Origin of the sequence: Streptomyces venezuelae, from assembly GCF_008642355.1 — a bacterium.
Taxonomy (GTDB): Bacteria; Actinomycetota; Actinomycetes; order Streptomycetales; family Streptomycetaceae; genus Streptomyces; species Streptomyces venezuelae_B.
The window spans coordinates 4,569,796-4,590,840 of record NZ_CP029193.1 but is presented as its reverse complement, the minus strand read 5'-3'; the positions used below and the strand labels follow the sequence as shown (position 1 = coordinate 4,590,840).

The 21,045-nt window shown below is 71.3% G+C and carries 18 protein-coding genes; 11 read left to right on the top strand and 7 right to left on the bottom strand.

The features are described from left to right. Positions 1-7: 7 nt before the first annotated feature. Positions 8-826, bottom strand: a complete 819-nt coding sequence (locus tag DEJ47_RS21310) for a hypothetical protein (RefSeq protein ID WP_150170666.1) — start codon at positions 824-826, stop codon at positions 8-10. Between the two features lie 172 nt (positions 827-998). Between DEJ47_RS21310 and DEJ47_RS21305 the strand changes: the two genes are divergently transcribed. Continuing rightward, positions 999-1,760 carry a phosphatase PAP2 family protein gene (locus DEJ47_RS21305; protein WP_150170664.1) on the top strand — a complete coding sequence of 254 codons (762 nt, stop codon included), beginning with the start codon at positions 999-1,001 and terminating at the stop codon, positions 1,758-1,760. Positions 1,761-1,788: 28 nt separating this feature from the next. On the opposite strand, the gene DEJ47_RS21300 is transcribed toward DEJ47_RS21305, so the two are convergent. Both DEJ47_RS21300 and DEJ47_RS21295 read right to left on the bottom strand, forming a co-directional pair. Then, positions 1,789-2,484 (bottom strand): response regulator transcription factor, encoded by a 696-nt coding sequence (locus tag DEJ47_RS21300; protein ID WP_150170662.1) that lies wholly within the window; start codon positions 2,482-2,484, stop codon positions 1,789-1,791. Beyond that, on the bottom strand, positions 2,481-4,085 hold the full coding sequence (locus tag DEJ47_RS21295) for a histidine kinase (RefSeq protein ID WP_223828436.1): 1,605 nt from the start codon (positions 4,083-4,085) through the stop codon (positions 2,481-2,483). The genes DEJ47_RS21300 and DEJ47_RS21295 overlap by 4 nt, the downstream gene beginning before the upstream one ends. Positions 4,086-5,006: 921 nt before the next feature. Here DEJ47_RS21295 and DEJ47_RS21290 point away from each other — a divergent pair. The 5 genes from DEJ47_RS21290 (at position 5,007) to cseC (ending at position 9,696) form a co-directional block, all read left to right on the top strand. Continuing rightward, entirely contained in the window at positions 5,007-5,942 is a 936-nt protein-coding gene (locus DEJ47_RS21290; protein WP_150170660.1) for an A/G-specific adenine glycosylase, read from the top strand. 239 nt (positions 5,943-6,181) lie between these two features. Beyond that, a complete protein-coding gene (locus tag DEJ47_RS21285; RefSeq protein ID WP_055567865.1) occupies positions 6,182-6,721 on the top strand; it encodes a SigE family RNA polymerase sigma factor in 540 nt (179 codons plus the stop codon). Between the two features lie 29 nt (positions 6,722-6,750). Then, positions 6,751-7,353, top strand: a complete 603-nt coding sequence (locus tag DEJ47_RS21280; protein WP_150170658.1) for a hypothetical protein — start codon at positions 6,751-6,753, stop codon at positions 7,351-7,353. Between the two features lie 70 nt (positions 7,354-7,423). Continuing rightward, positions 7,424-8,137: a two-component system response regulator CseB gene (cseB, locus tag DEJ47_RS21275; RefSeq protein ID WP_150170656.1), complete on the top strand. Its 714-nt coding sequence runs from the start codon at positions 7,424-7,426 to the stop codon at positions 8,135-8,137. Between the two features lie 62 nt (positions 8,138-8,199). Continuing rightward, complete coding sequence (gene cseC, locus DEJ47_RS21270) at positions 8,200-9,696, top strand: two-component system sensor histidine kinase CseC (RefSeq protein ID WP_150170654.1); 1,497 nt, start codon at positions 8,200-8,202, stop codon at positions 9,694-9,696. Between the two features lie 75 nt (positions 9,697-9,771). Here cseC and DEJ47_RS21265 read toward each other — a convergent pair whose 3' ends face one another. Continuing rightward, on the bottom strand, positions 9,772-11,415 hold the full coding sequence (locus DEJ47_RS21265) for an MDR family MFS transporter (RefSeq protein WP_150170652.1): 1,644 nt from the start codon (positions 11,413-11,415) through the stop codon (positions 9,772-9,774). 142 nt (positions 11,416-11,557) lie between these two features. On the opposite strand from DEJ47_RS21265, the gene DEJ47_RS21260 reads away from it, so the two are divergent. Beyond that, entirely contained in the window at positions 11,558-12,157 is a 600-nt protein-coding gene (locus tag DEJ47_RS21260; RefSeq protein ID WP_150170650.1) for a TetR/AcrR family transcriptional regulator, read from the top strand. Between the two features lie 22 nt (positions 12,158-12,179). On the opposite strand, the gene DEJ47_RS21255 is transcribed toward DEJ47_RS21260, so the two are convergent. Further along, the gene (locus tag DEJ47_RS21255; protein WP_150170648.1) at positions 12,180-12,836 is read right to left on the bottom strand and encodes a M23 family metallopeptidase; all 657 of its coding nucleotides are present in this window, start codon (positions 12,834-12,836) and stop codon (positions 12,180-12,182) included. A 540-nt stretch (positions 12,837-13,376) separates the two neighbouring features. Here DEJ47_RS21255 and DEJ47_RS21250 point away from each other — a divergent pair. Further along, positions 13,377-16,493: an NACHT domain-containing protein gene (locus DEJ47_RS21250; protein ID WP_150170646.1), complete on the top strand. Its 3,117-nt coding sequence runs from the start codon at positions 13,377-13,379 to the stop codon at positions 16,491-16,493. Here the strand turns inward: DEJ47_RS21250 and DEJ47_RS37660 are convergent. Continuing rightward, positions 16,472-16,639, bottom strand: coding sequence for a hypothetical protein (locus DEJ47_RS37660; RefSeq protein WP_362640202.1), 168 nt, complete (start codon positions 16,637-16,639; stop codon positions 16,472-16,474). The genes DEJ47_RS21250 and DEJ47_RS37660 overlap by 22 nt on opposite strands. Before the next feature lie 51 nt (positions 16,640-16,690). Next, positions 16,691-16,879, bottom strand: coding sequence for a hypothetical protein (locus DEJ47_RS21245; protein WP_150170644.1), 189 nt, complete (start codon positions 16,877-16,879; stop codon positions 16,691-16,693). 314 nt (positions 16,880-17,193) lie between these two features. Here DEJ47_RS21245 and DEJ47_RS21240 point away from each other — a divergent pair, with 314 nt between their 5' ends. The 3 genes from DEJ47_RS21240 (at position 17,194) to DEJ47_RS21230 (ending at position 21,025) form a co-directional block, all read left to right on the top strand. Then, positions 17,194-18,096 (top strand): helix-turn-helix domain-containing protein, encoded by a 903-nt coding sequence (locus tag DEJ47_RS21240; RefSeq protein ID WP_150170641.1) that lies wholly within the window; start codon positions 17,194-17,196, stop codon positions 18,094-18,096. Then, on the top strand, positions 18,093-18,290 hold the full coding sequence (locus tag DEJ47_RS21235; RefSeq protein ID WP_150170639.1) for a DUF397 domain-containing protein: 198 nt from the start codon (positions 18,093-18,095) through the stop codon (positions 18,288-18,290). Before DEJ47_RS21240 ends, DEJ47_RS21235 begins: the two co-directional genes overlap by 4 nt. A 179-nt stretch (positions 18,291-18,469) precedes the next feature. Continuing rightward, positions 18,470-21,025 (top strand): NACHT domain-containing protein, encoded by a 2,556-nt coding sequence (locus tag DEJ47_RS21230; RefSeq protein ID WP_150170637.1) that lies wholly within the window; start codon positions 18,470-18,472, stop codon positions 21,023-21,025. Positions 21,026-21,045 lie beyond the last annotated feature (20 nt).

Sequence of the window (21,045 nt, the reverse complement as noted above, 5' to 3'; positions counted from 1 at the left end):
GCGCGGGCTAGTCCTTTTCGAGGACGAAGGAGGCCTGGGCCTTGCCGAGGCCGGGGGCATCCGCTTCGACCAGGTACGTGCCCGGAGACGCCTTCCCCGCCGAAGGCGTCGCGCACTGCGGCTCGCTGGCCCGCCGGTCCCACTGCACGGAGTGCGTGATCCGGCCCTCCGCCGGCACGCGCAGCAGCAGGCTCCCGCTGTCCTCGGGGCAGTCCGCCGAGGACCAGAACTCGTCGTCGCCCTCGGCCTGAGTGATCGTCAGCACCGTGCCCTTGCCGCCGAGATCGACCTTGCACGCCTTGCCGCCGCTGTTCTCGGCGATCAGCTCGAACTTCGGCTTCTCGTCGACCGCGTACCGGTTCTCGATGCTGCGCACCGTCAACTTCACGTCGTCACTGGTGCAGTTGGGGAGCTTCGTACCGGCCGGAAGCCGGTCGCCCGACCCTCCGCCGCCCTTCGCGTCGTCACCGGAGCCCCCGCCGCCGGTGCCCTCCGCGCCGCCGGAGCCGCCCGATCCACCGGAGCCCGACCCGCCCCCCGAACCACCGGAACCGCCCGAGCCCGAGCCGGAGCCCTCGCTCGACTCGTCCCGTCCGCCCGGGTGTTCACTGATCGCGGGGCCGGACTCGCCGGGGCCCGGAGTGATGGACGTGGCGGGGCCGTTGCCGCCCGGCCCGTCCGCGTTGTTGCCGCCGCCCCCGCCACCCGAGGTGACGATCCAGACGACGAGGAGCACCAGGAGGCCCAGTACGGACAGCAGAACGGCCCTCCGACGCCAGTAGATGGTGGAGGGAAGCGGCCCGACCGGATTGCGCAGAGATCCCACGCCCAAACCTTACGAGAGAACCGCCGCTTCTCCCGCCCCACCCGCCGCCTTGAGCGACAAAGTTTCCGGATCATCATCCCGGGACGCCTCTTGTCCCCTGTCCATCGTCAGGTGCGTGATCGGACGATCGCCAGGTGTGACGATTCGGCCGCACTACGTACCGTCCGTAATCATGGACACCATGACCGACGATCTCTACCGCGATATCACCGAGTTCGCCCACGACACACCCTCGTGGTTCCAGCACCTCGCCGAGGTGTGGACGGAGCTCGGACTGCTGCTGTTCGGGGTGCTCTTCATCGTCGCCTGGTGGCGGGCCAGGCGCGGGGATCCCCGTGCCCTGGCGGTCGCGGTGCTCGCTCCTCTCGCCACGGCGGTGGCGTACGTGTGCAGCGAACTGGCCAAGTCCGCGATCGACGAGGAGCGTCCGTGCCGGGCGGTGTCCGGCGCGCTGACGCCGCTCGTCGAGTGCCCGCCGCACGGCGACTGGTCCTTCCCCAGCAACCACTCGACCATCGCGGGCGCCGCCGCCATCGGTCTCGCCCTGGCCTGGCCGCGCATCGCGGCGCTGACCGTTCCGATGGCCGTTCTCATGGCCTTCTCGCGGGTGTTCGTCGGTGTCCACTACCCGCACGACGTGGCGGTGGGTCTCGTCTTCGGCGCGCTGATCGTGTTCCTGCTCGTACGCGTCGCGACGCGTCCGGTGGCGCGGATCACGCTGGCGATGCGCGGGTCGTCCACGGGGATCGTGACGTGGTTCGCGGGCCCGGGTCCCGGCCGGGGACGCGGTCGAGGCCGCGCGCACATCCCCGCTCAGGCATCCGCCCCGGCGCCGGCACCGGCGCCCTCCCACCAGCCGCCGGTCCACAACCCCGGCGCGTACGACCCGCCCACCATGACGATCCGCCGGGACGACACGCAGCGGCCCCACTGAACCGGACGCCCCGTCCCGGAGCGCGGAGTCAGTCCGTCTCCGGGACGAGTTCCGCCTCGTACGCGACGATCGCCGCCTGAACGCGGTTCCTGACCCCGAGCCGGTCGAGGACCGCGCTCACGTACGCCTTGACCGTGCCCTCGACGAGGTGCAGGCGCGCGGCGATCTCCGGGTTGGACAGGCCCGCGCCGACCAGGCCGAGCACCTCGCGTTCGCGCGGGGTGAGCGCCTCGACGCGGGCGCGGGCGGTGGCGCCGCGGCCCATGCGGCGGGCGCCGAAGCCGTCGATGACGTGCCGGGCGACCTTCGGCGAGAGGAAGGCGGCGCCGCCCGCCACCGCCCGTACGCCCGCGATGAGTTCGTGCGGGTCGCCGGACTTCAGCAGGAAGCCGGTGGCTCCGCCGGCGAGGGCGCGCGCGATGTACGCGTCCTCGGAGAACGTCGTCAGCATCGCCACCGCGGTGCCGGGCGCCGTCCGTACGATCTCCTCCCCCGCGGTCAGGCCGTCGAGGAGCGGCATGCGGATGTCGAGCAGCGCGACGTCGGGCCGGTGGGCCTGCGCCAGCGCCACGGCCTCCCGCCCGTCGCCGGCCTCCGCGACGACCTCGATGTCCCGCCCCGCGGCGAGGATGGCGCGCACGCCGGCCCTGATCATGGCCTCGTCGTCGGCGAGGAGGACGCGGATGGCAGGGGAGCCGTCCGCCGCAGGTCGCACCTCGTTCATCGCACACGCTCCCTGTTCTGTTGATCCTGGTTCTGTTGGTCCTGGGTGGTCGGGATGACCGCCTTGTCCACGAGACGGGCCTCCCGGTCGTCGCCCTCGAAGCAGAGCCTGAAGTGCGCCACTGAGGTGAAGAGTTCGCCGCTCGACCGGTAGTACGCGCAGTCGGCGCCCCGCGGGGGCGGGGTCGGCGCGCGTTCGAGGGGTGGGTCGGCGACGGTCCGGTCGGGGAGGACGCGTTCGACCTCGGCGCGGGGGTCGCCGACGCGGAGGCGTGCGTAGTCGGTGGGGTCGAGGACGGAGTGCGTGCGGGTGTACGCGTACCAGGCGAAGGTGCCTCCGACGAGCAGCGCTCCCGTGGCGACGGCGGCGCCGAAGCCGAGGGCGGTACGGCGGCGGGCCTCGGTGAGGCGGGGTGCGGTGGGCGCGGTGGGCGCGGCGGGCCGTGGGGTGATGCCCCGGTCGGGGAGACGGGCGGTGACCCGGAAGCCGTCGCCGTGCGGGCCCGCTTCGAGCGTGCCGTCGAGGTCCGTGACACGGGTGCGCAGGGCGCGGAGGCCTGAGCCGCCGCCGGACGGGGGCGCGGGAACATCGGAACCCTGCGCTCCGCTACGGCCGTTGGTGACGGTCACCTTCGTCGCGGGGCCGTCCCGCGTGACCGTGACGGTGACGTGGGCGCCCGGCGCGTGCTTCGCGGCGTTGGTCAGGGCTTCCTGGACGACGCGGTGGACGGTCCCCTCGGTCCGCTCGGTCCCCTCGGTCGACTCCCGGCGCGCCGGGCCTCTCTGCGCCCCCGGACGACCCCGCTCATCCACGTACGTGATGCGCAGCCCCGATTGCTGGGCGCGCGCGACCAGTGCCTCGACGCTCTCGCCCACGGGGGCCAGTGGCGCCTGTTCGTCGCCCTCCTCGCGGAGCAGGCCGATGATGGTGTGCAGTCGGTCGGTGGCCTGCGAGGCGGCCGCGCGGAGGTCGGCGGCGGCCGCGCGGTGCGGGTCCGGCAGGTCGGGGGCGACCTGGAGTGCCCCCGCGCGTACGGCGATCAGGCTCAGTTCGTGCCCCAGGGAGTCGTGCATGTCCTGGGCGATGCGGGCCCGTTCGCGCAGCCGGGCGCGGTCGGCGACGATGCGCTGCTCGCGTTCCAACTGGTCGGCGCGGGCCCAGCCGGCCGCGGCCAGTTCCCGGCCCTGGCGCCAGTAGCGGCCCGCGAGCCAGGGGAAGACCGCGCCGAAGACGAGCGTCGCCATGAGGACGGCCCACTCGACGGTCGGGTCGACGCCGCGTACGGCGACCTTGAGCGTGCCGACGACGGCGATGCCGCCGAAGCCGATGAGCGCGGTCCTCGCGCGGTCGGCGCGGCGGCCGAGGAACAGTGCGAGGACGGCGAAGGCGGGGCCGTAGGCGAGGGTGAAGAGGGAGGGGGCAGTGGCGAGGCCGAGGGCGGCGGTGAGGAGGAAGGCGGGGAGGGGGTGGGCTCGGCGGAGGGTGACGGCGGCGGCGAGCACGACGAGCCCGGCGAGCTGCTGTCCGGCGGAGCGGGGTTCGTTGAGGCCCAGTCGGTCGACGCTCACGACGGGGGTGGCGAGTGCGATCCAGAGCAGCACGCCTCTTGTACCTCTGCCGAGGCTTCTCCCTGCGCGGTTCCCCGTTCCCTGATCCACGCCGCCGACGCTACTGGCCGCCGGCGGTTCCCCGCCTCTGCCGATCGTCAGGTCCCGCCCGACGGCCTCCGACCGCAGGCCCACCATGGCCACTCGCGCAACACCCCGCGCCCCCTGACCCACCCCGCTCCGAGGCCGACCGCAGACCCGTCGTCGCTGGTCGCGCAGTTCCCCGCGCCCCTGACCCACCCCGCTCTGACCCCGACCGCAGGCCCGTCGTGGCCGCTCGCGCAGTTCCCCGCGCCCCTGACCCACCCCACACCCGCACCCACCAGAAGGCTGGCCTGCACCGATGCCGAGCGGCCCACCCGGCACGACCCGCACCACCAGCCGCACCCGCCTCCCCTGCCCGACCTTCACCGCCGACCACAGGCCCACCATGGCCACCCGCGCAACACCCCGCACCCACTGACCCACCCCGCTCTGACCCCGACCGCAGGCACGTCGTCGCTGGTCGCGCAGTTCCCCGCGCCCCTGACCCACCCCACACCCGCGCCCACCAGAAGGCTGGCCTGCACCGATGCCGAGCGGCCCACCCGGCGCAACCCGCAACACCAGCCGCACCCGCCTCCCCTGCCCGGCCTTCGCCGCCGACCACAGGCCCACCGTGGACGCTCGCGCAGTACCCCGCGCCCCCTGACCCACCCCGCCCGTCGTGGCTGGTCGTGCCGTTGCCCGTGCGCCCAGGATGGTCCCCGCGCTCCCGGTGCTGCGCGGGCGGGCACGGTGTTCCCCGGCCTCTGGGACGCCCCGTACCCGCGGCCCCAGGAAGTCGCCGGCGAGCGGCCGGCCCGGCGAAAACCGCAGCGCGAGCCGCGCGGTTGGCTCGTGTGTCGGCGGGGCCGTGGCAGGATCGGACGTGCCATGACTGCGCCCACGAAGCCCCTGCCGAACAGCCCCGTCCCCGGGGACGCCCCCGAGCCCGCAGGCGAGTCCCTGCACCGTCCCGTCATCGCGTGGTTCGACACGCATGCCCGTGATCTGCCGTGGCGTCGTGAGGACGCCGGGCCGTGGGGCGTGATGGTCAGCGAGTTCATGCTCCAGCAGACGCCCGTCAGCCGCGTCCTGCCCGTGTACGAGCAGTGGATGGCCCGCTGGCCCCGCCCCGCCGACCTCGCCAAGGAAGCGCCCGGGGAAGCCGTGCGCGCCTGGGGGCGGCTCGGGTATCCGCGTCGCGCCCTGCGGCTGCACGGCGCGGCCGTCGCCATAACGGAACGGCACGGCGGCGACGTACCGCGGCAGCACGCCCAGTTGCTCGCGCTGCCCGGCATCGGGGAGTACACGGCGGCGGCCGTGGCCTCGTTCGCGTACGGGCAGCGGCACGCCGTGCTCGACACCAACGTGCGCCGCGTCTTCGCGCGGGCCGTGACCGGCGTGCAGTACCCGCCGAACGCGACGACCGCCGCCGAGCGCAAGCTCGCCCGCGCCCTCCTGCCCGAGGACGAGGAGACCGCGTCCCGCTGGGCGGCGGCGTCCATGGAGCTGGGCGCCCTGGTCTGCACGGCGAAGAACGAGAACTGCGGGGCGTGTCCGATCGCCGCGCAGTGTGCCTGGCGGGTGGCGGGGAAGCCCGCGCACGAAGGACCGGCGCGCCGCGGTCAGACGTACGCGGGAACGGACCGGCAGGTGCGGGGCAAGCTGCTCGCCGTCCTGCGCGAGGCCGTCGCGCCCGTGCCGCAGACCGTGCTCGACCGGGTGTGGGACGAGCCGGTGCAGCGGGCCCGCGCGCTGGACGGTCTGGTCGCGGACGGTCTCGTGGAGCCGCTGCCGGACGGTTTGTACCGACTGCCTCTCACCTGACCGGTTATCGCACGGTTTCCCCGACCTGTGCGCCTTCGACCCGATGGCCGGGGCGCTTGAGGCCCTGGTAAACGCAGGCATTTACTCAGGGCCTACTTCTGTTACACAACCTACGTACAGCCGTGCGTCCGCCGCTGGCTGCTCCGCACAACCTCGTGACAACGCCTCCGTAGCTTCTTACCTGTACCGCACAGCAGGGACGGCGGTCGGCAATGGGGACGGAACGGAGGCGGTTTGATATGGCGCACGGCGAGGTGCTCGAGTTCGAAGAGTACGTCCGCACTCGGCAGGATGCCCTGCTGCGCAGTGCCCGGCGCCTGGTCCCGGACCCCGTGGACGCCCAGGACCTGCTGCAGACCGCTCTCGTGCGGACGTACGGCCGCTGGGACGGCATAGCCGACAAGCGGCTCGCGGACGCCTACCTGCGCCGCGTCATGATCAACACCCGCACCGAGTGGTGGCGCGCCCGCAAGCTCGAAGAGGTGCCCACCGAGCAGCTGCCCGACGCGAGCGTGGAAGACTCCACCGAGCAGCACGCGGACCGCGCGCTGCTGATGGACATCATGAAGGTGCTCGCACCCAAGCAGCGCAGCGTGGTCGTGCTGCGACACTGGGAGCAGATGTCCACGGAGGAGACGGCCGCCGCCCTCGGCATGTCGGCCGGAACGGTCAAGAGCACGCTGCACCGGGCGCTCGCCAGGCTCCGTCAGGAGCTGGAGAGCCGTGACCTGGACGCGCGCGCGCTCGAACGTGAGGAGCGGGAGAGTTGCGCGGCCTAGGCCCCCGGGTCGGACCCAACGTGCAGGCGGTGAGCGCGGCGACGGCCGGGTTCGCCGCCCTCGGCCTTTTGCTCTCCGCCTGTTCGACGGGCGGATCCGGCGCGCGGGACGAGGGTCCCGCCCACAGCGAGCCCGTCGTCTCCACCGCGCCGTCCTCATCGCCCTCCGCGTCCGTGCCCGCGAAGAAGATCGACGCGGTGCGGCTCGTCAAGGAGGACCCGAAGGTCAGCCCGTCGATCAAGCGGGACCTGAAGCCGTGCGTGGGCAAGGCCTACCCGGTCGACGTGTCGTACGGGAACCTGACCGGAGGATCCGCGTCCGATGTCGTGGTGAACGTGCTGACCTGCGGTGACGCCGTGGGGATCGGTAGTTACGTCTATCGCGCCCAGGGCGATGGGTACGAGAATGTCTTCCAGGCCGAGGAGCCCGCCTCCGTCTACGCCGAGATCGACCGGGGCGACCTGGTCGTGACGAAGCAGTTGTACGAGTCGGGCGACTCGGTGGCGTATCCCTCCGGCGAGGAAGTGATCACGTACCGCTGGTCGACGAACCGTTTCACGGAGTCGGGGCGTACGCGCAACGACTTCGGAAACGCGGTGGGCGACGGGCCGACCGAGCCGTCCGTCGACTGACGCATCCCGTGACGACCGTTCGTGACGCATCCGACGCACCCGACGCACCGAGAAGGACTGAGAGCACCCGATGGCAGAGCAGACCCACGTCCTGTTCGTCGAGGACGACGACGTCATCCGTGAGGCCACCCAGCTCGCCCTGGAGCGCGACGGTTTTGCCGTGACCGCCATGCCGGACGGTCTCGCGGGCCTGGAGGCGTTCCGCGCCGACCGGCCGGACATCGCGCTGCTCGACGTGATGGTGCCCGGCATGGACGGCGTCTCGCTGTGCCGCCGCATCCGCGAGGAGTCGACGGTCCCCGTGATCATGCTGTCGGCCCGCGCCGACTCCATCGACGTCGTGCTCGGCCTGGAGGCGGGCGCCGACGACTACGTGACCAAGCCGTTCGACGGCGCCGTCCTGGTCGCCCGCATCCGCGCCGTCCTGCGCCGCTTCGGACACGCCAGTGGCCCCGGCTCGGCGGGCGGCGGCCACGACGAGGGCGACGCGGAGGACGGCGGGGTGCTGACCTTCGGCGACCTGGAGATCGACACGGTCGGCATGGAGGTGCACCGGGGCGGGGCGCCGGTGGCCCTGACGCCGACCGAGATGCGGCTGCTGCTCGAATTCTCGTCCGCGCCCGGCACGGTCCTCTCCCGCGACAAGCTCCTGGAGCGGGTGTGGGACTACGGCTGGGGCGGTGACACCCGCGTCGTCGACGTCCACGTGCAGCGGCTGCGCACGAAGGTGGGCCAGGACCGCATCGAGACGGTCCGCGGCTTCGGTTACAAGCTCAAGGCGTGAGCGGGACCCGTGCCGCACCCGGCAACGATCAGGGAACACAGGAAACACAGGGGACAGCGCATATGAACGGGGGGCGCAGAGCGGCCGGGCGTGTCCGCGAGGTGTTCCGGCCCGGCGGGACCTCCCGGGCCGACGACGGCTTCCGGCCCGGCGGGGGCTCCCGGTCCGACGACGGCTTCCGGTCCAGCGGGGGCTCCCGGACCGGCCGGGGCTTCGGCGGGCGGCTCCGTCGCCACGGCGTACAGCTGCGCACCGGCGTGCGCTGGAAGATCGCCGCCGCGATCGCCCTGGTCGGCGCGCTGGTCGCGATCGCCCTGAGCCTGGTCGTGCACAACGCCGCGCGCGTCTCGATGCTCGACAACGCGCGCGACGTGCAGGACGAGCGCATCCAGTTCGCGCTGCGCCTCTATTCCTCCGCGTCCCAGCGCCAGACGCTGCAGTTCGGCACCAAGGTCGACGACCCCGAGCTGCCCCAGGAGCTGCGGCAGAAGGTCCTCACCGGCCGCCGCGCCACGTACGTCGAGCAGAAACCGGACGGCGTGCCCGACATCTGGGCCGCCGTGCCGCTCGCGGACGGCCACGTCCTGTCGCTGCACTCCCGCTTCACCGACCGCAGCGCCACCGTGATGAAGGACCTCGACCAGGCCCTCGTCATCGGTTCGATCGCGGTCGTCTTCGGCGGCTGTGCCCTCGGCGTCCTCATCGGCGGGCAGCTGTCGCGGCGGCTGCGCAAGGCGGCGACGGCGGCGAGCGAGGTCGCGCAGGGCCAGACGGACGTGAGCGTCCGCGAGGCGATCGGCGGTGTCGTGAAGGACGAGACCGACGACGTGGCGAGCGCCGTGGACGCCATGGCCGACGCGCTCAAGCAGCGCCTGGAGGCCGAGCGGCGGGTGACCGCGGACATCGCGCACGAGCTGCGCACTCCGGTGACCGGGCTGCTGACGGCCGCCGAGCTGCTGCCGCCCGGCCGGCCGAGCGAGCTGGTCAGGGACCGCGCGCAGGCGATGCGCACCCTCGTCGAGGACGTGCTCGAAGTGGCGCGTCTCGACTCCGCCGCCGAGCGCGCGGAGCTGCAGGACATCACGCTGGGCGAGTTCGTGTCCCGGCGCATGTCTGTCCTGTCCACGGACGTGACGGTGACGGTGGTGCACGAGTCGGAGGTCACCACCGACCCGCGCCGCCTGGAGCGCATCCTCGGCAACCTCGTCGCGAACGCGGCCAAGCACGGCAGGCCGCCCATCGAGGTCAGCGTCGAGGGCCGCGTGGTCCGGGTGCGCGACCACGGGCCCGGCTTCCCCGAAGCGCTCCTGGACGAGGGCCCGAGCCGGTTCCGCACGGGCAGCACGGACCGCGCGGGTCACGGGCACGGCCTCGGTCTGACGATCGCGGCGGGCCAGGCGCGGGTGCTCGGCGCGCGGCTCACCTTCCGCAACGTACGCCCCGCGGGCGCGGCTCCCGATGTGCCGTCCGAGGGCGCGGTCGCGGTGCTCTGGCTGCCGGAGCACGCGCCCACGAACACGGGCAGCTATCCGGTGCTGAAGCTGCCCGACAACCTCTGAGGACGCACGTATACGGACGACGGCCCCCGGCGCATCGCGCGTCGGGGGCCGTCGTCCGCCGGGGCGGGGGTGGGATCAGACCGGCTCCGCGACCGTCGTCCGTCCGGCCGCCCGCGCGGAGTCCCCGTCCGCGTTCCCGGCCAGCTTGTCCGCGTCTCCGGCGGGCTTGTCAGCCGGGCCCGAGCCGCGCAGCGGCACCTCCTTCACGAAGAACGACGCGATGAGGGCCACGACGCTGATGGCGGCGCCGAGCAGGAAGGCCGAGTGCGTACCGGCCGACACCGCGTGCTGGTAGGCGTCCCGAATGGCGGCGGGCAGCATCTTCAGGTGCTCGGCGTCGAGCTGCGCGGACGTCTCGGTGACCTTGCCGCCGAGCTTGCCCGCACGCTCGGCCATCACGTCGTGGACGCGGTTGTTGAAGAGCGCGCCCATGATCGCGACGCCGAAGGAGGAGCCGAGCGTACGGAAGAGCGTGGCCGAGGACGAGGCGACGCCCATGTCCTTCATCTCGACGCTGTTCTGCGCGACGAGCATCGTGATCTGCATCAGGAAGCCCATGCCGGCGCCGAGCACCGCCATGTACAGGCCCGAGGTGAGGCGCGAGGTGCCGGTGTCCATCTGGGCGAGCAGGTAGAAGCCGGTGACCATCAGGACGGTGCCCGCGATCGGGAAGAGGCGGTACTTGCCTGTCGATGTGGTGACGCGGCCCGCGACCATCGAGACGGCCATCATCGAGAGCAGCATCGGCAGGAGCAGGAGACCGGAGTTGGTCGCGGACGCGCCCTGCACCGACTGCTGGAAGAGCGGCAGGAACAGCATCGCGCCGAACATCACGAAGCCGGTGATGAAGCCGATCACAGCCATCAGCGTGAAGTTGCGGTTGTGGAAGATGTGCAGCGGCAGAATCGGTTCGGCGGCCTTCTTCTGTACGAAGAGGAAGCCGATGAGCGAGGCGACGCCGATGCCGATGAGCTCCATGATCACGGCCGAGCCCCAGGCGTACTCCGAGCCGCCCCACGTGGTGACGAGCACGAGCGCGCTGATGCCCACGGTGAGCAGGGCCGCGCCGAGGTAGTCGATGCGTCCCTGCGCCTTCTTCTTGGGCAGGTGCAGCACGGAGGTCACCATGGCGAGGGCGACGGCGCCCAGCGGCAGGTTGATGTAGAAGGCCCAGCGCCAGCCGAAGTGGTCGGTGATGGAGCCGCCGACCAGCGGTCCGCCGATCATCGCGACCGCCATGACGCCGGTCATCATGCCCATGTACTTGCCGCGGTCCCGCGGCGGCACCAGGTCACCGATGATCGCCATGACGCCGACCATCAGACCGCCCGCGCCGAGGCCCTGGATGCCCCGGAAGCCGATGAGCTGGCCCATGCTCTGCGCCATGCCGCTCAGCGCGGAGCCGACGAGGAAGATGACGATCGCGGTGAGGAAGGAGCCCTTCCGCCCGTACATGTCGCCGAGCTTGCCCCAGATGGGGGTGGAGGCCGCGGTCGCCAGTGTGTAGGCGGTCACGACCCATGACAGGTGTTCCATGCCGCCGAGGTCGCCGACGATCGTCGGCATCGCGGGACCCACGATCATGTTGTCGAGCATCGCGAGCAGCATCGTGATCATCAGGGCCATCAGCACGACGCGCACGCTGCGCGGCTGCGGCTCCGCTTCCTGCTGTACCGCCTGGGTCTTCCGCGGTACCGCCTCGGTCCGTTTCTCCGGCATGTTCCCCACTCCCCGCACGATGCCGGGCTCCCCGACGCTTACTTGCCGCCCGGCTAGTTGATTACACTGGGGAAGGTAGACCCGTAACTAGCCGGGCGTCAAGTAAGTTATTCGAAGTTCAGTGGAGCCGAGGAGCACCCCGATGGGCACGGGCACGGGCACAGGCACGAGCAAGCAGCAGCGCCGCGGGAACACGCGCCAGCGGATCCAGGACGTGGCCCTCGAGCTCTTCGCCGAGCAGGGGTACGAGAAGACGTCGCTGCGCGAGATCTCCGAGCGCCTGGAGGTCACGAAGGCGGCGCTCTACTACCACTTCAAGACCAAGGAAGCCATCCTGACCAGCATCTTCGATGACCTCACCAGGCCCATCGACGAGCTGATCGCCTGGGGCCACGAGCAGCCGCGGCCGGTCTCCCTGGAGACCAAGCAGAAGACCCTCACCCGGTACAGCGAGATCCTCGTCGACGCGGCGCCGCTCTTCCGCTTCATGCAGGAGAACCAGGCGACGGTGCGCGACCTGAAGACCGGCGAGAGCTTCAAGGACCGCATGCTCGGGATCTACGAGATCCTGAAGGACCCGGAAGCGCCGATGACCGACCAGGTGCGGTGCTTCAGCGCGTTGTTCACCATGCACGGCGGGATGTTCGTGCTCAAGGACGTCGAAGGCGACCCCGAGGAGAAGCGCAAGGCCATCCTGGAGGTCGCCATCGATCTGGTGACACGGGCGCACACGGGCGCCTGAGGGGTCATGGTGGGTCTGGTCGTCAGACCTTCACGCCCACCGACGCGAGGAACTTGACCGGGTCCACGGCCGTGCCGTAGTTCGGCGTCGTACGGATCTCGAAGTGCAGGTGCGGGCCGCTGGAGTTGCCGGTGTTGCCGGAGAGGGCGATGCGCTGGCCGGTGCCCACGGCCTGACCCACCCGGACGTCGACCTGCGAGAGGTGCGCGTACTGGGAGTACGTGCCGTTGCTGTGCTTGATCACGACGGCGTTGCCGTACGCGGGGCCGTCACCGGCGCCGTTCGGGCCGGCCTTGACGACGGTGCCGCCGTGCACGGCGCCGACCGCGGTGCCGACCGGCACGGCGAAGTCCTGGCCGGAGTGCTTGTGGGACCACATGGTGCCGCCGAGGCCGAAGCTGGCGGAGAGCGTGTAGTTCTTGACCGGGTCGACCCAGGCGGCGGCCTTCGCGGCGGCGGCCTTCTTGACGTCCGCGGCCTTCTTCGCCTGGGCGGCGGCCTGGGCCTGGACGGAGTTCACGGCGACGCCGGGCAGGGCGCCACCGCTCTTGGTGTCACCGGCGGCGACCGAGACCCCCGCACCGAGGGCCGTCGACACTCCGACGCCGGCGGCGACGACCGCCACGCGGGTACGGAAGAACGACGGGCCGGGACGGTGGGACTTGGTGCGCTTCGACATGGGGATGTCCTCCGGGGTGTGACGGCTGCGGTGACGTGACGCCTGCGACGGCGTGACGACTGCGATGACGACTGCGGCGACGCCTGACGCGTACGACCGAGGGGGGCATGAACGGACCCGGCAGGCGGGGCGGGCGGTTCGCCCGCTGACCACGCTTCGCCGGGTCGGCCATCCCTTGGTAACCCCCACCCGCCCCGGGGCCCAAACCCCCCATCTACTACCGAAAGCCGTAGCGAGAGGCAGGGATTTAGACCGCTTGACACCCTCAAATCCGGACAATTACCCCACAGTCAGGTAACGGAATTTCATCCGGCTCCACACGTTTAACCGCACGTCGTGGCAGCTCCCCACCCGCACCAGGAGCACACGTTCCGACGCCGGACGCGCCCGAGGTCCCGGAGGTTGCGGGCCGAAGGTCCCGGACGGGGACCCCGTCGTATCTCCTATTCCGCCTAGTACCGGTCAAATCGCCTGTGCGGCATGTCACCGGGGCCCGAGATCCACCCCGCCCCGAATGTGACCCCCACTACGCTCACGCCCATGGATCCCGCGGTCATGGGCACCCGCCTGGCGTCGAGTGCCGTCGCCCCCCTGGTCAAGCGCCTGTTCGTACGGGAAGGCCCCGGCGCGGGCCTGGTGGAGAAGCCGGTCAGGCTCTCCTCCCTGGTCTCCTTCAAAGGGGAGAAACGCACGCTGGGCCGCCGGGACGTGCGACGCCTCGCGGAGCGGCTCGTGACGGCCTCCCTGTCCGCTCCCGGCGAGCGCTCCTTCCCGCCGGACGAGGCGGAAGCGGTCACCGACGCCCTGACCCGGGCGCTCCTCTCGCTCGGCGACCTCGACATGGACGACGTCCAGGCGGTCCGACTCGGCCACCGTGAACTGGCCCGCACCCTGATCGGCGGCGCGTCGGCGTCCGGCCTCTCCGCCGACGCCGCCCTCTACCTCGATTCGGTCACCGAGTGGGCGTGCCTGCACATCCTGCAGTTCTTTACCCAGCGCTCCACGTTCGTCGCGGCGACCCTGGTCGCGCAGAGCCGGGGCCAGGACGAGCTGATCGCGAAGGTCGACGAGCTGATCGCCCGCAGGCCGACCGCGGGTGCGCAGGACGTCACCTTCGAGCGGCGCTATCTGGCGTACGTGGCGAAGAAGCACTCCAAGCTGACGATCTTCGGCATCGATCTGACGGGGTCGCCCGGGAAGTGGCCGCTGGACGCGGCGTACATGTCGCTGGAGGCGGTGGAGCCGGGGCGGGTGGCGACGGCGCGGTTCCTGTCGGGGGCGGAGTACCACGCGGAGGAGGTGGAGATCGTCGAGCACGCGCCGCCGGTCCCGGCGGACCAGGCGCTCGCCACGCACGACCGGGTCCTGCTGCGGGGTGAGGCGGGTTCCGGCAAGACGACGCTGGTGCAGTGGCTCGCGGTGAGTGCGACGCGGCGGGACGTGGCGGGCCCGGCCCCGTCTTCGACACACCCGTCCATGGCGTACCTCGACGACCACGTCCCCTACGTACTCCCCCTGCGCACCCTCACCCGCCACGGCGAGCGTCTCCCCGCCCCCGCGGACTTCCTGACCGCCGTCGGCTGCCCGCTCGCGGGGACCCAGCCGAAGGGCTGGGAGGCGCGCGTCCTGGCGGCGGGCCGCGCCCTCGTCCTGATCGACGGCATCGACGAGATCCCGGACGCCGAGCGCGACCGGACCCGGGCCTGGCTGAGCGACCTCATCGACGCGTTCCCCGGCAACCGCTGGCTGGTGACGTCACGCCCGGCGGCCGTACGCGAGGACTGGCTCACCGACGAGGGTTTCACCGAGCTGACGCTCTCCGCGATGCGGCAGGAGGAGGTGACGGCGTTCATCGAGCGCTGGCACACCGCGGCGACCACGGGCGTCCCGGAGGAGGACGCGGAACTCGCCGCGTACGAGGGTCAGCTCCTGGACGCCGTGCGGTCGAAGCCGGATCTGGGCCGCCTCGCCACCAACCCGCTCATGTGCGGCCTGATCTGCGCCCTGCACAGGGACCGGCGGGGCTTTCTGCCGCTGGGCCGCAAGGACCTGTACACGGCGGCTCTGTCCATGCTGCTGGTACGCCGCGACCGCGAACGCCACATGGCCGTACCGGAGTTGCGCGAGGAGCCACAGCTCCAGCTCCTCCAGCGCCTCGCGTACTGGCTGATCCGCAACGGCCGTACGGAGATGGACCGTTCGCGGGCGGAGGCCATCATCGCGGACGCGCTGCCCGCGGTGCCGGAGCTGGCCCCGCTCGGCGACGCGCGGGCGGTCTACACGCACTTCCTGCACCGCAGCGGCCTGCTGCGCGAACCCGGACCCGGCACGGTCGACTTCGTCCACCGCACCTTCCAGGACTTTCTGGGGGCGCGGGCGGCGGTCGACGAGGGCGACTTCGGCGTACTCGCCCGGCACGCGGCGGACGACCAGTGGGAGGACGTCATCCGCATGGCCGTGGCGCAGGCGCGCCCGCGCGAACGGGCGGAGATCCTCGGCGACCTGCTCGCGCACGGAGACCGCCACCCGGACGAGGCGGCCCGCAAACGCATCCACCTCCTCGCGGCGGCCTGCCTGGAGCACGCGGCGGAGCTGGCGCCCGCGGTGCGGGAGGAGGTGGAGCGGCGGACGGCGGCGCTGATCCCGCCGCGCGACGTGACGGACGCGAAGGCGCTGGCGAAGGTCGGACCGATGGTGCTCGACCTGTTGCCGGGACCGGACGGCCTGTCGGACGACGAGGCCACGCACGTGACGATCACCGGGACGCGGGTCGACTCGGACGCGGCGATCCCCTTCCTCGCCCGGTTCGCGCGGCACCGGAGTCTTGGGGTCCGCAGCCAGCTGATGTGGGGGTGGCAACGGTACGACCGCCGTGCGTACGCGGAGCAGATCATCGCGCGGCTCGACGGCACGGACATCCACTTCACCCTGCGCACCGACGAGCAGGTCGCCGAACTGGACCGGCTGGGCCTGCGCCCCCGGAAGCTGGACATCAGACCGGGCGTCACCCCGGCCGTGGCCTCCCGCTTCATAGCGGCCTGCGAGCCCACGTTCCTGCTGCTCAACAGGTTCCCGCCGGCTCTGCTGACACCGGAGGCCCTGCGCGCCCTCGACCAGCTGGACGGACTCAGCGTCGTCGGCGCGTACGAACCGTGGAGCCTGGCCCCGTTCCCCGCCGAGGCCCCCTTGCGCTTCCTCGGCCTCGTGGGCTCCCGGGGTTCCCTGGTCGACCTGCACCTCGCGACCCGGTGGCCGGCGCTGGAGCGGGTGACGTTCGACGACGACGATGTGCTGTCGGCGACGGATTGGGAGGTGTTCGCCGCCCTGCCGGGCCCCCTGGCCCTGCACCTCCCGACGCACGCCCTCACCCTGGCCCCACCGGACCTGGCCCTGCCCGGCCTGGCCGACCTGCAACTCGTCCCCGACGCGTCGTGGACAGTAGCCGCCACCCGCATCGCGGCGCTCGCGCCGAGGCTCAAGCGCCTGTTCCTGCAGAACCGCCCCGAGGGCACCCCCGACCGCCACGCCCCTCTCGACGTCTCGGCCCTGGCCCACCACCCTTCCCTGACGGAACTGACGGTCCCGGCGGTGGCGGTGGGCCTGGACGCCATGCCCGCCCACATCGACGTACAGGTCTACGGATCGCTCACCGATTGAGCTGAAACCACACGCCCTTGCCCGCGCTCGCGGGGGTCACCCCCGCACACGTCCGACAGCGCGGTCACGAGGAAGAGCCCGCGCCCGCTTTCCTCGGCCGCGTCGGGCCTGCGGGGCTTGGGCAGTTGGTCGCCGCCGTCGTACACGGCGATGCGTACATGGGTGGTGGCGACGGCGGCCCGCAGGTGGACGTCGCTCTACGTGTGCTGGTGCACGTTGGTCACCAGCTCGGAGGTGCAGAGGGCGGCGGTGTCCCCGAGGTGGCCGAGGCCGAGGGTTTCCAGGGTGCGTTGGACGAAGTCGCGGCAGATCTTGGCGGAGTGGGCGTTGCCGGGGGTGAAGAGGGTGTAGGTGTCCGACGTGAGGTCATGCGGGGGTACGCCCATGAGACGCCTCCATGGCGTGGGGGTTCGCTGGTTCGACAGTTGGATGACCGGCCCCACGTGGCCCGACCGCAGTGGCCTACCGCTCCTCGCGAGCAACCTCCCGTCCGGCACGGGGGGTTGGATCGGGCGGTGCGCTTCTGTGGGCGGGCGGGGTGGGGGAATGCGTCGACAGCGAGGCTTCCGACATGGTTGCGTGAGCGTCGCCTCACTCAACGTAGGGAGTGCGGTCCCACTAGTGCAACCTTCTTGGCCGAATCGGTGGAACCTTCACCCTTGAGACGCCAAACTGAGCTGAACTCCCGGGAGGTCCACCCTTGGCACTGCGGCAGCACATCACCGAGCGCCAGCGACGGCTCGGCGTCGAGCTCCGAAAGCTGCGCGAGAACGCGGGGCTCAACCTCATCGAGGCGGCCGCTCTGATCGGTGTGGGACGACCTCACATGACGCACATCGAGGCAGCCAGGACCGGCATCCCAACAGAACGTCTCCGCACCCTCGTGGCCAAGTACGGGTGCACTAGTGAGACCTATGTCAGCGAACTGGTGCATCTGTCGGAAAGCAACGGCAAGGGTTGGTGGTCCGAGTACCGCAAGGAGCTGCCCCAGCAGCTACTTGATCTCGCCGAATTGGAGAATCGAGCGACCAGCATCGCGAGTTACGAGACGCTGCTCGTCCCCGGTCTGCTCCAGACCGAGTCGTACATGCGCACGCTGTTCCAGAACGCTAGGCCCAGCGCCAGACCCGCCGAGATCGACAGGCTGGTGCGCTTCCGCCTCGCGCGCCAGCGCATCCTTGCCGGGGAGCACCCGCCTCAGCTGCACGTCGTTATTCATGAGGCCGCCCTACGCATGGTCGTCGGCGATCCTCAGATCATGCGCAACCAACTTGCGCACCTGATCCGTAGCTCCAGCAACCCACATGTCACGATCCAGATCCTGTCGTTCGACCAAGGGACGCAGGCCTGGCGCAGCGCCCCCTTCCTGCTCCTCTCACCGGGAGTGCCGGGACTGGAAACGGTCTTTGTCGAGCACCCCGCCGCCGGGATGACCCTGCACGACAGCGAGGCGATCTCCCAGTACCAAGCGACCATCGCCGCCCTGGGCGCCAGCGCCCTGGCACCCATCGTGAACGAGAGCACACCGGATCGCCTCGAAGACCGAGACTCCCTGGGTCTCATCCAGCACATCCACTACGCCCACAGCGGAGCCCGACGATGACTGAACTCATCTGGCAGAAGTCCTCCTTCAGCGAGGGAGCCGGCGCGAACTGCGTCTACGTGGCCGCACACCCCACCGGCCGGATCCACCTCCAAGAGAGCGACGCCCCGGCCACCACACTCACCACCACCCCCACCGCCTTCGCCGCCCTCATACGCACTCTCACCTCGTCCGACCGCACATCTCGCCCTTGATCGGCAGGTACAGGAGGGATGGGGCACGAAGGTCGTCCCCCCTGGCCCAAGTGGCCGGGACCATTTGTGCAACAGCCCGTTGCACAAATGCCCTGGGGACGCGTCATCGTCCTCAGGCCGACCGAACCGGAAGCCCTTAACCCCCTCTCCCTATGGGCCCGTTGACCTAACCTCGACCTATGGTCGACCCCAGCGCCCTCGGCGCCCGACTCGCGTCCAGCGCGGTCGCGCCCCTCGTGAAGAAGCTCTTCGTGAAGGACCAGCCCGGCGCCGCGCTGGTCACCAAACCCGTGCGGATCTCCGGGCTCGTCTCGTTCAAGGGCGAGAAGAAGGACGTCACCCCTAAGGACGTCGAGAAGATCGCGGACGAACTCGTCCGCAGGGCGCTCAAAGCCGCCGGACCCGGCGAAATCCCCGTGGACGCCGCCGAAGCCGTCGCCGTCAGGACCGCCCTCGCCCACTCCCTCGCCGCCCTCGGCACCCTCACCATCGAGGACTACGAAGCCGTCGCGCTCGGCCCCGACGAGTTCGCGCGGACCCTCCGCTCCCACTCGGCCGTGACCGTCGCGACCTTCGCGCTCAGCCGCGACGCCGAACTGTTCCTCGACCGCCTGCTGCACACCGCGTCCCTGCACATCCTGAACTTCTTCACGCAGCGGTCGACGTACGTGGCCCGGCAGCAGACGCAACAGAGCCAACAGCTCGCACAGCTGGTCAAAGCCGTCGACGTGCTCCTCGAACGGCTGCCGTCGCAGTCAACCGAGGACGCCGCGTTCGAGGCGCAGTACGCGTCGTACATCGCCTCACACCACGGCACCCTCACCATCTACGGCCTCGACGTCTACGCGGGCACCAGCGAGTGGCCCCTCGACACGGCCTACCTCAGTCTGGAGGCGACCAGGGACCGCCCCGGCGAGGGCGCGACCCAGGTCGCCGCCGAACAGGTCCTCGCCCAGCACGACCATGTACTGCTGCGCGGAGTCGCCGGTTCCGGCAAGACGACCCTCGTCCAGTGGCTCGCCGTGACGGCCGCCGACCGGACGTACGAGCACGGGCTGACCCATCTCATTGGGCGTGTGCCGTTCGTGCTGCCGATGCGACGGATCGTACGGCCGGACGCGGAACTCCCCATTCCGGCCGACTTCCTCTCCGCGGTCGGATGTCTGGTCGCCGGAGGCCAGCCGCCCGGATGGGTGGACCGCGTGCTGCGGGCCGGACGCGGCGTGCTCCTCGTGGACGGGCTCGACGAGATCTCCGAGGACCGGCGCGAGTCCGCCAAGCGGTGGCTGCGCGATCTGACCCGCACCTTCCCCGGCAACCTGTGGCTCATCACGACCCGCCCTTCCGCCGTCCCGGACCGCTGGCTGGACACCACCGGCTTCGCCGAGCTCACGCTGTCACCGATGACCCGCGACGACGTCGAGACGTTCGTGCGGCGCTGGCACCGCGCCGCAGGCGCCGACGAGGGCATCGGGACCGCGCTGCTTGCGGCCGTGCGGGGCGCGTCCGAGCTGAACCGGCTCGCCACCAACCCGCTCATGTGCGGCATGCTCTGCGCGCTCCACCGCGAGCGGCGCGGTTTCCTGCCGCAGGACAGGAAGTCCCTGTACGAGGCCGCGCTGACGATGCTCCTTGAGCGCAGGGACGTCGAACGGGATGTCAGGGCCACGGCACGGCTGCCGTTCGCCACGCAGGTGCAGCTGCTCCAGAAGCTCGCGTGGTGGCTGATCCGCAACAGCCGTGCGGAGATGGACCGTTCGGAGGCGGTGCACATCCTCGGGGAGGCCGCTCCCTCGATGAACCTCGACGGCTGTGGCGAGGAGGTGTACGGCTCGCTGTTGCTGCGGTCGGGGCTGCTGCGCGAGCCTGCGCACGGCCGCGTGGACTTCCTGCACCGCACGTTCCAGGACTACCTGGGCGCCCGTCTCGCCGTACAGGAGCTGGACTTCGACCTGCTCGTGAACAACGCGGACCGGACGGAGTGGGAGGACGTCATCCTGCTGGCGGTCGCGCACGCGCGGCCCAGGGAGGCGGAACGGATGCTTCAGCGGCTGGTGGCGAGCGGGACGGCGCGGGGGAAGCTGCTTGCGGCGGCGGGGGCGGCGTACGCGGCGGAGCTTGCGCCTGCCGTGCGGCAGGGCGTCGAAGACGGAGTGCGGACGCTGATTCCGCCGCAGACGGACCTCCAGGCCGCCAACCTGGCGGAGGCGGGCCGCGATCTCGCGCTTCACCTGCTGCCCGGCCCCGACGAGGTCGACGACAGACACGCCCGCCTGGTGGTCGTCGCGGCCGCCAAGGTCGGCAGCCCCCAGGCCCTGCACTTCCTGACACGCTTCCGTGATCACCCCGACCGCTGGGTCCAGTTGTCCCTGGCCCAGCACTGGGCGGTCTTCGAACGCGAGCTCTACGCCCAGGACGTGCTCGCGTACCTGTCCTTGCGGCCAACCGTCCCCGTCCACGCCCCGGAGGACCTCCGCGCCCTGCAGGCCATCGGCGGCTGGCCGGACATCCATGTCACCGGTGCCTACCGTGTCGAGGACCTCACCGAGCTCATCGTGCCCGAGCAGCTCATTCGTCTCACGCTGGAAGCTCCTCACCCCGTCGAGGGCCTCGCCTGGCTCTCGGCCTTCCCACGTCTGACCGAAGTCGTGGTGCACACGGACGTGAGTGCGGCCGAAGCCCAGCGGTTGCCGGGTCGTATTAGGCTCAACAGCCCTCTGTCACCCGGGAATTGACCTACGGTTGATCCCCCGCA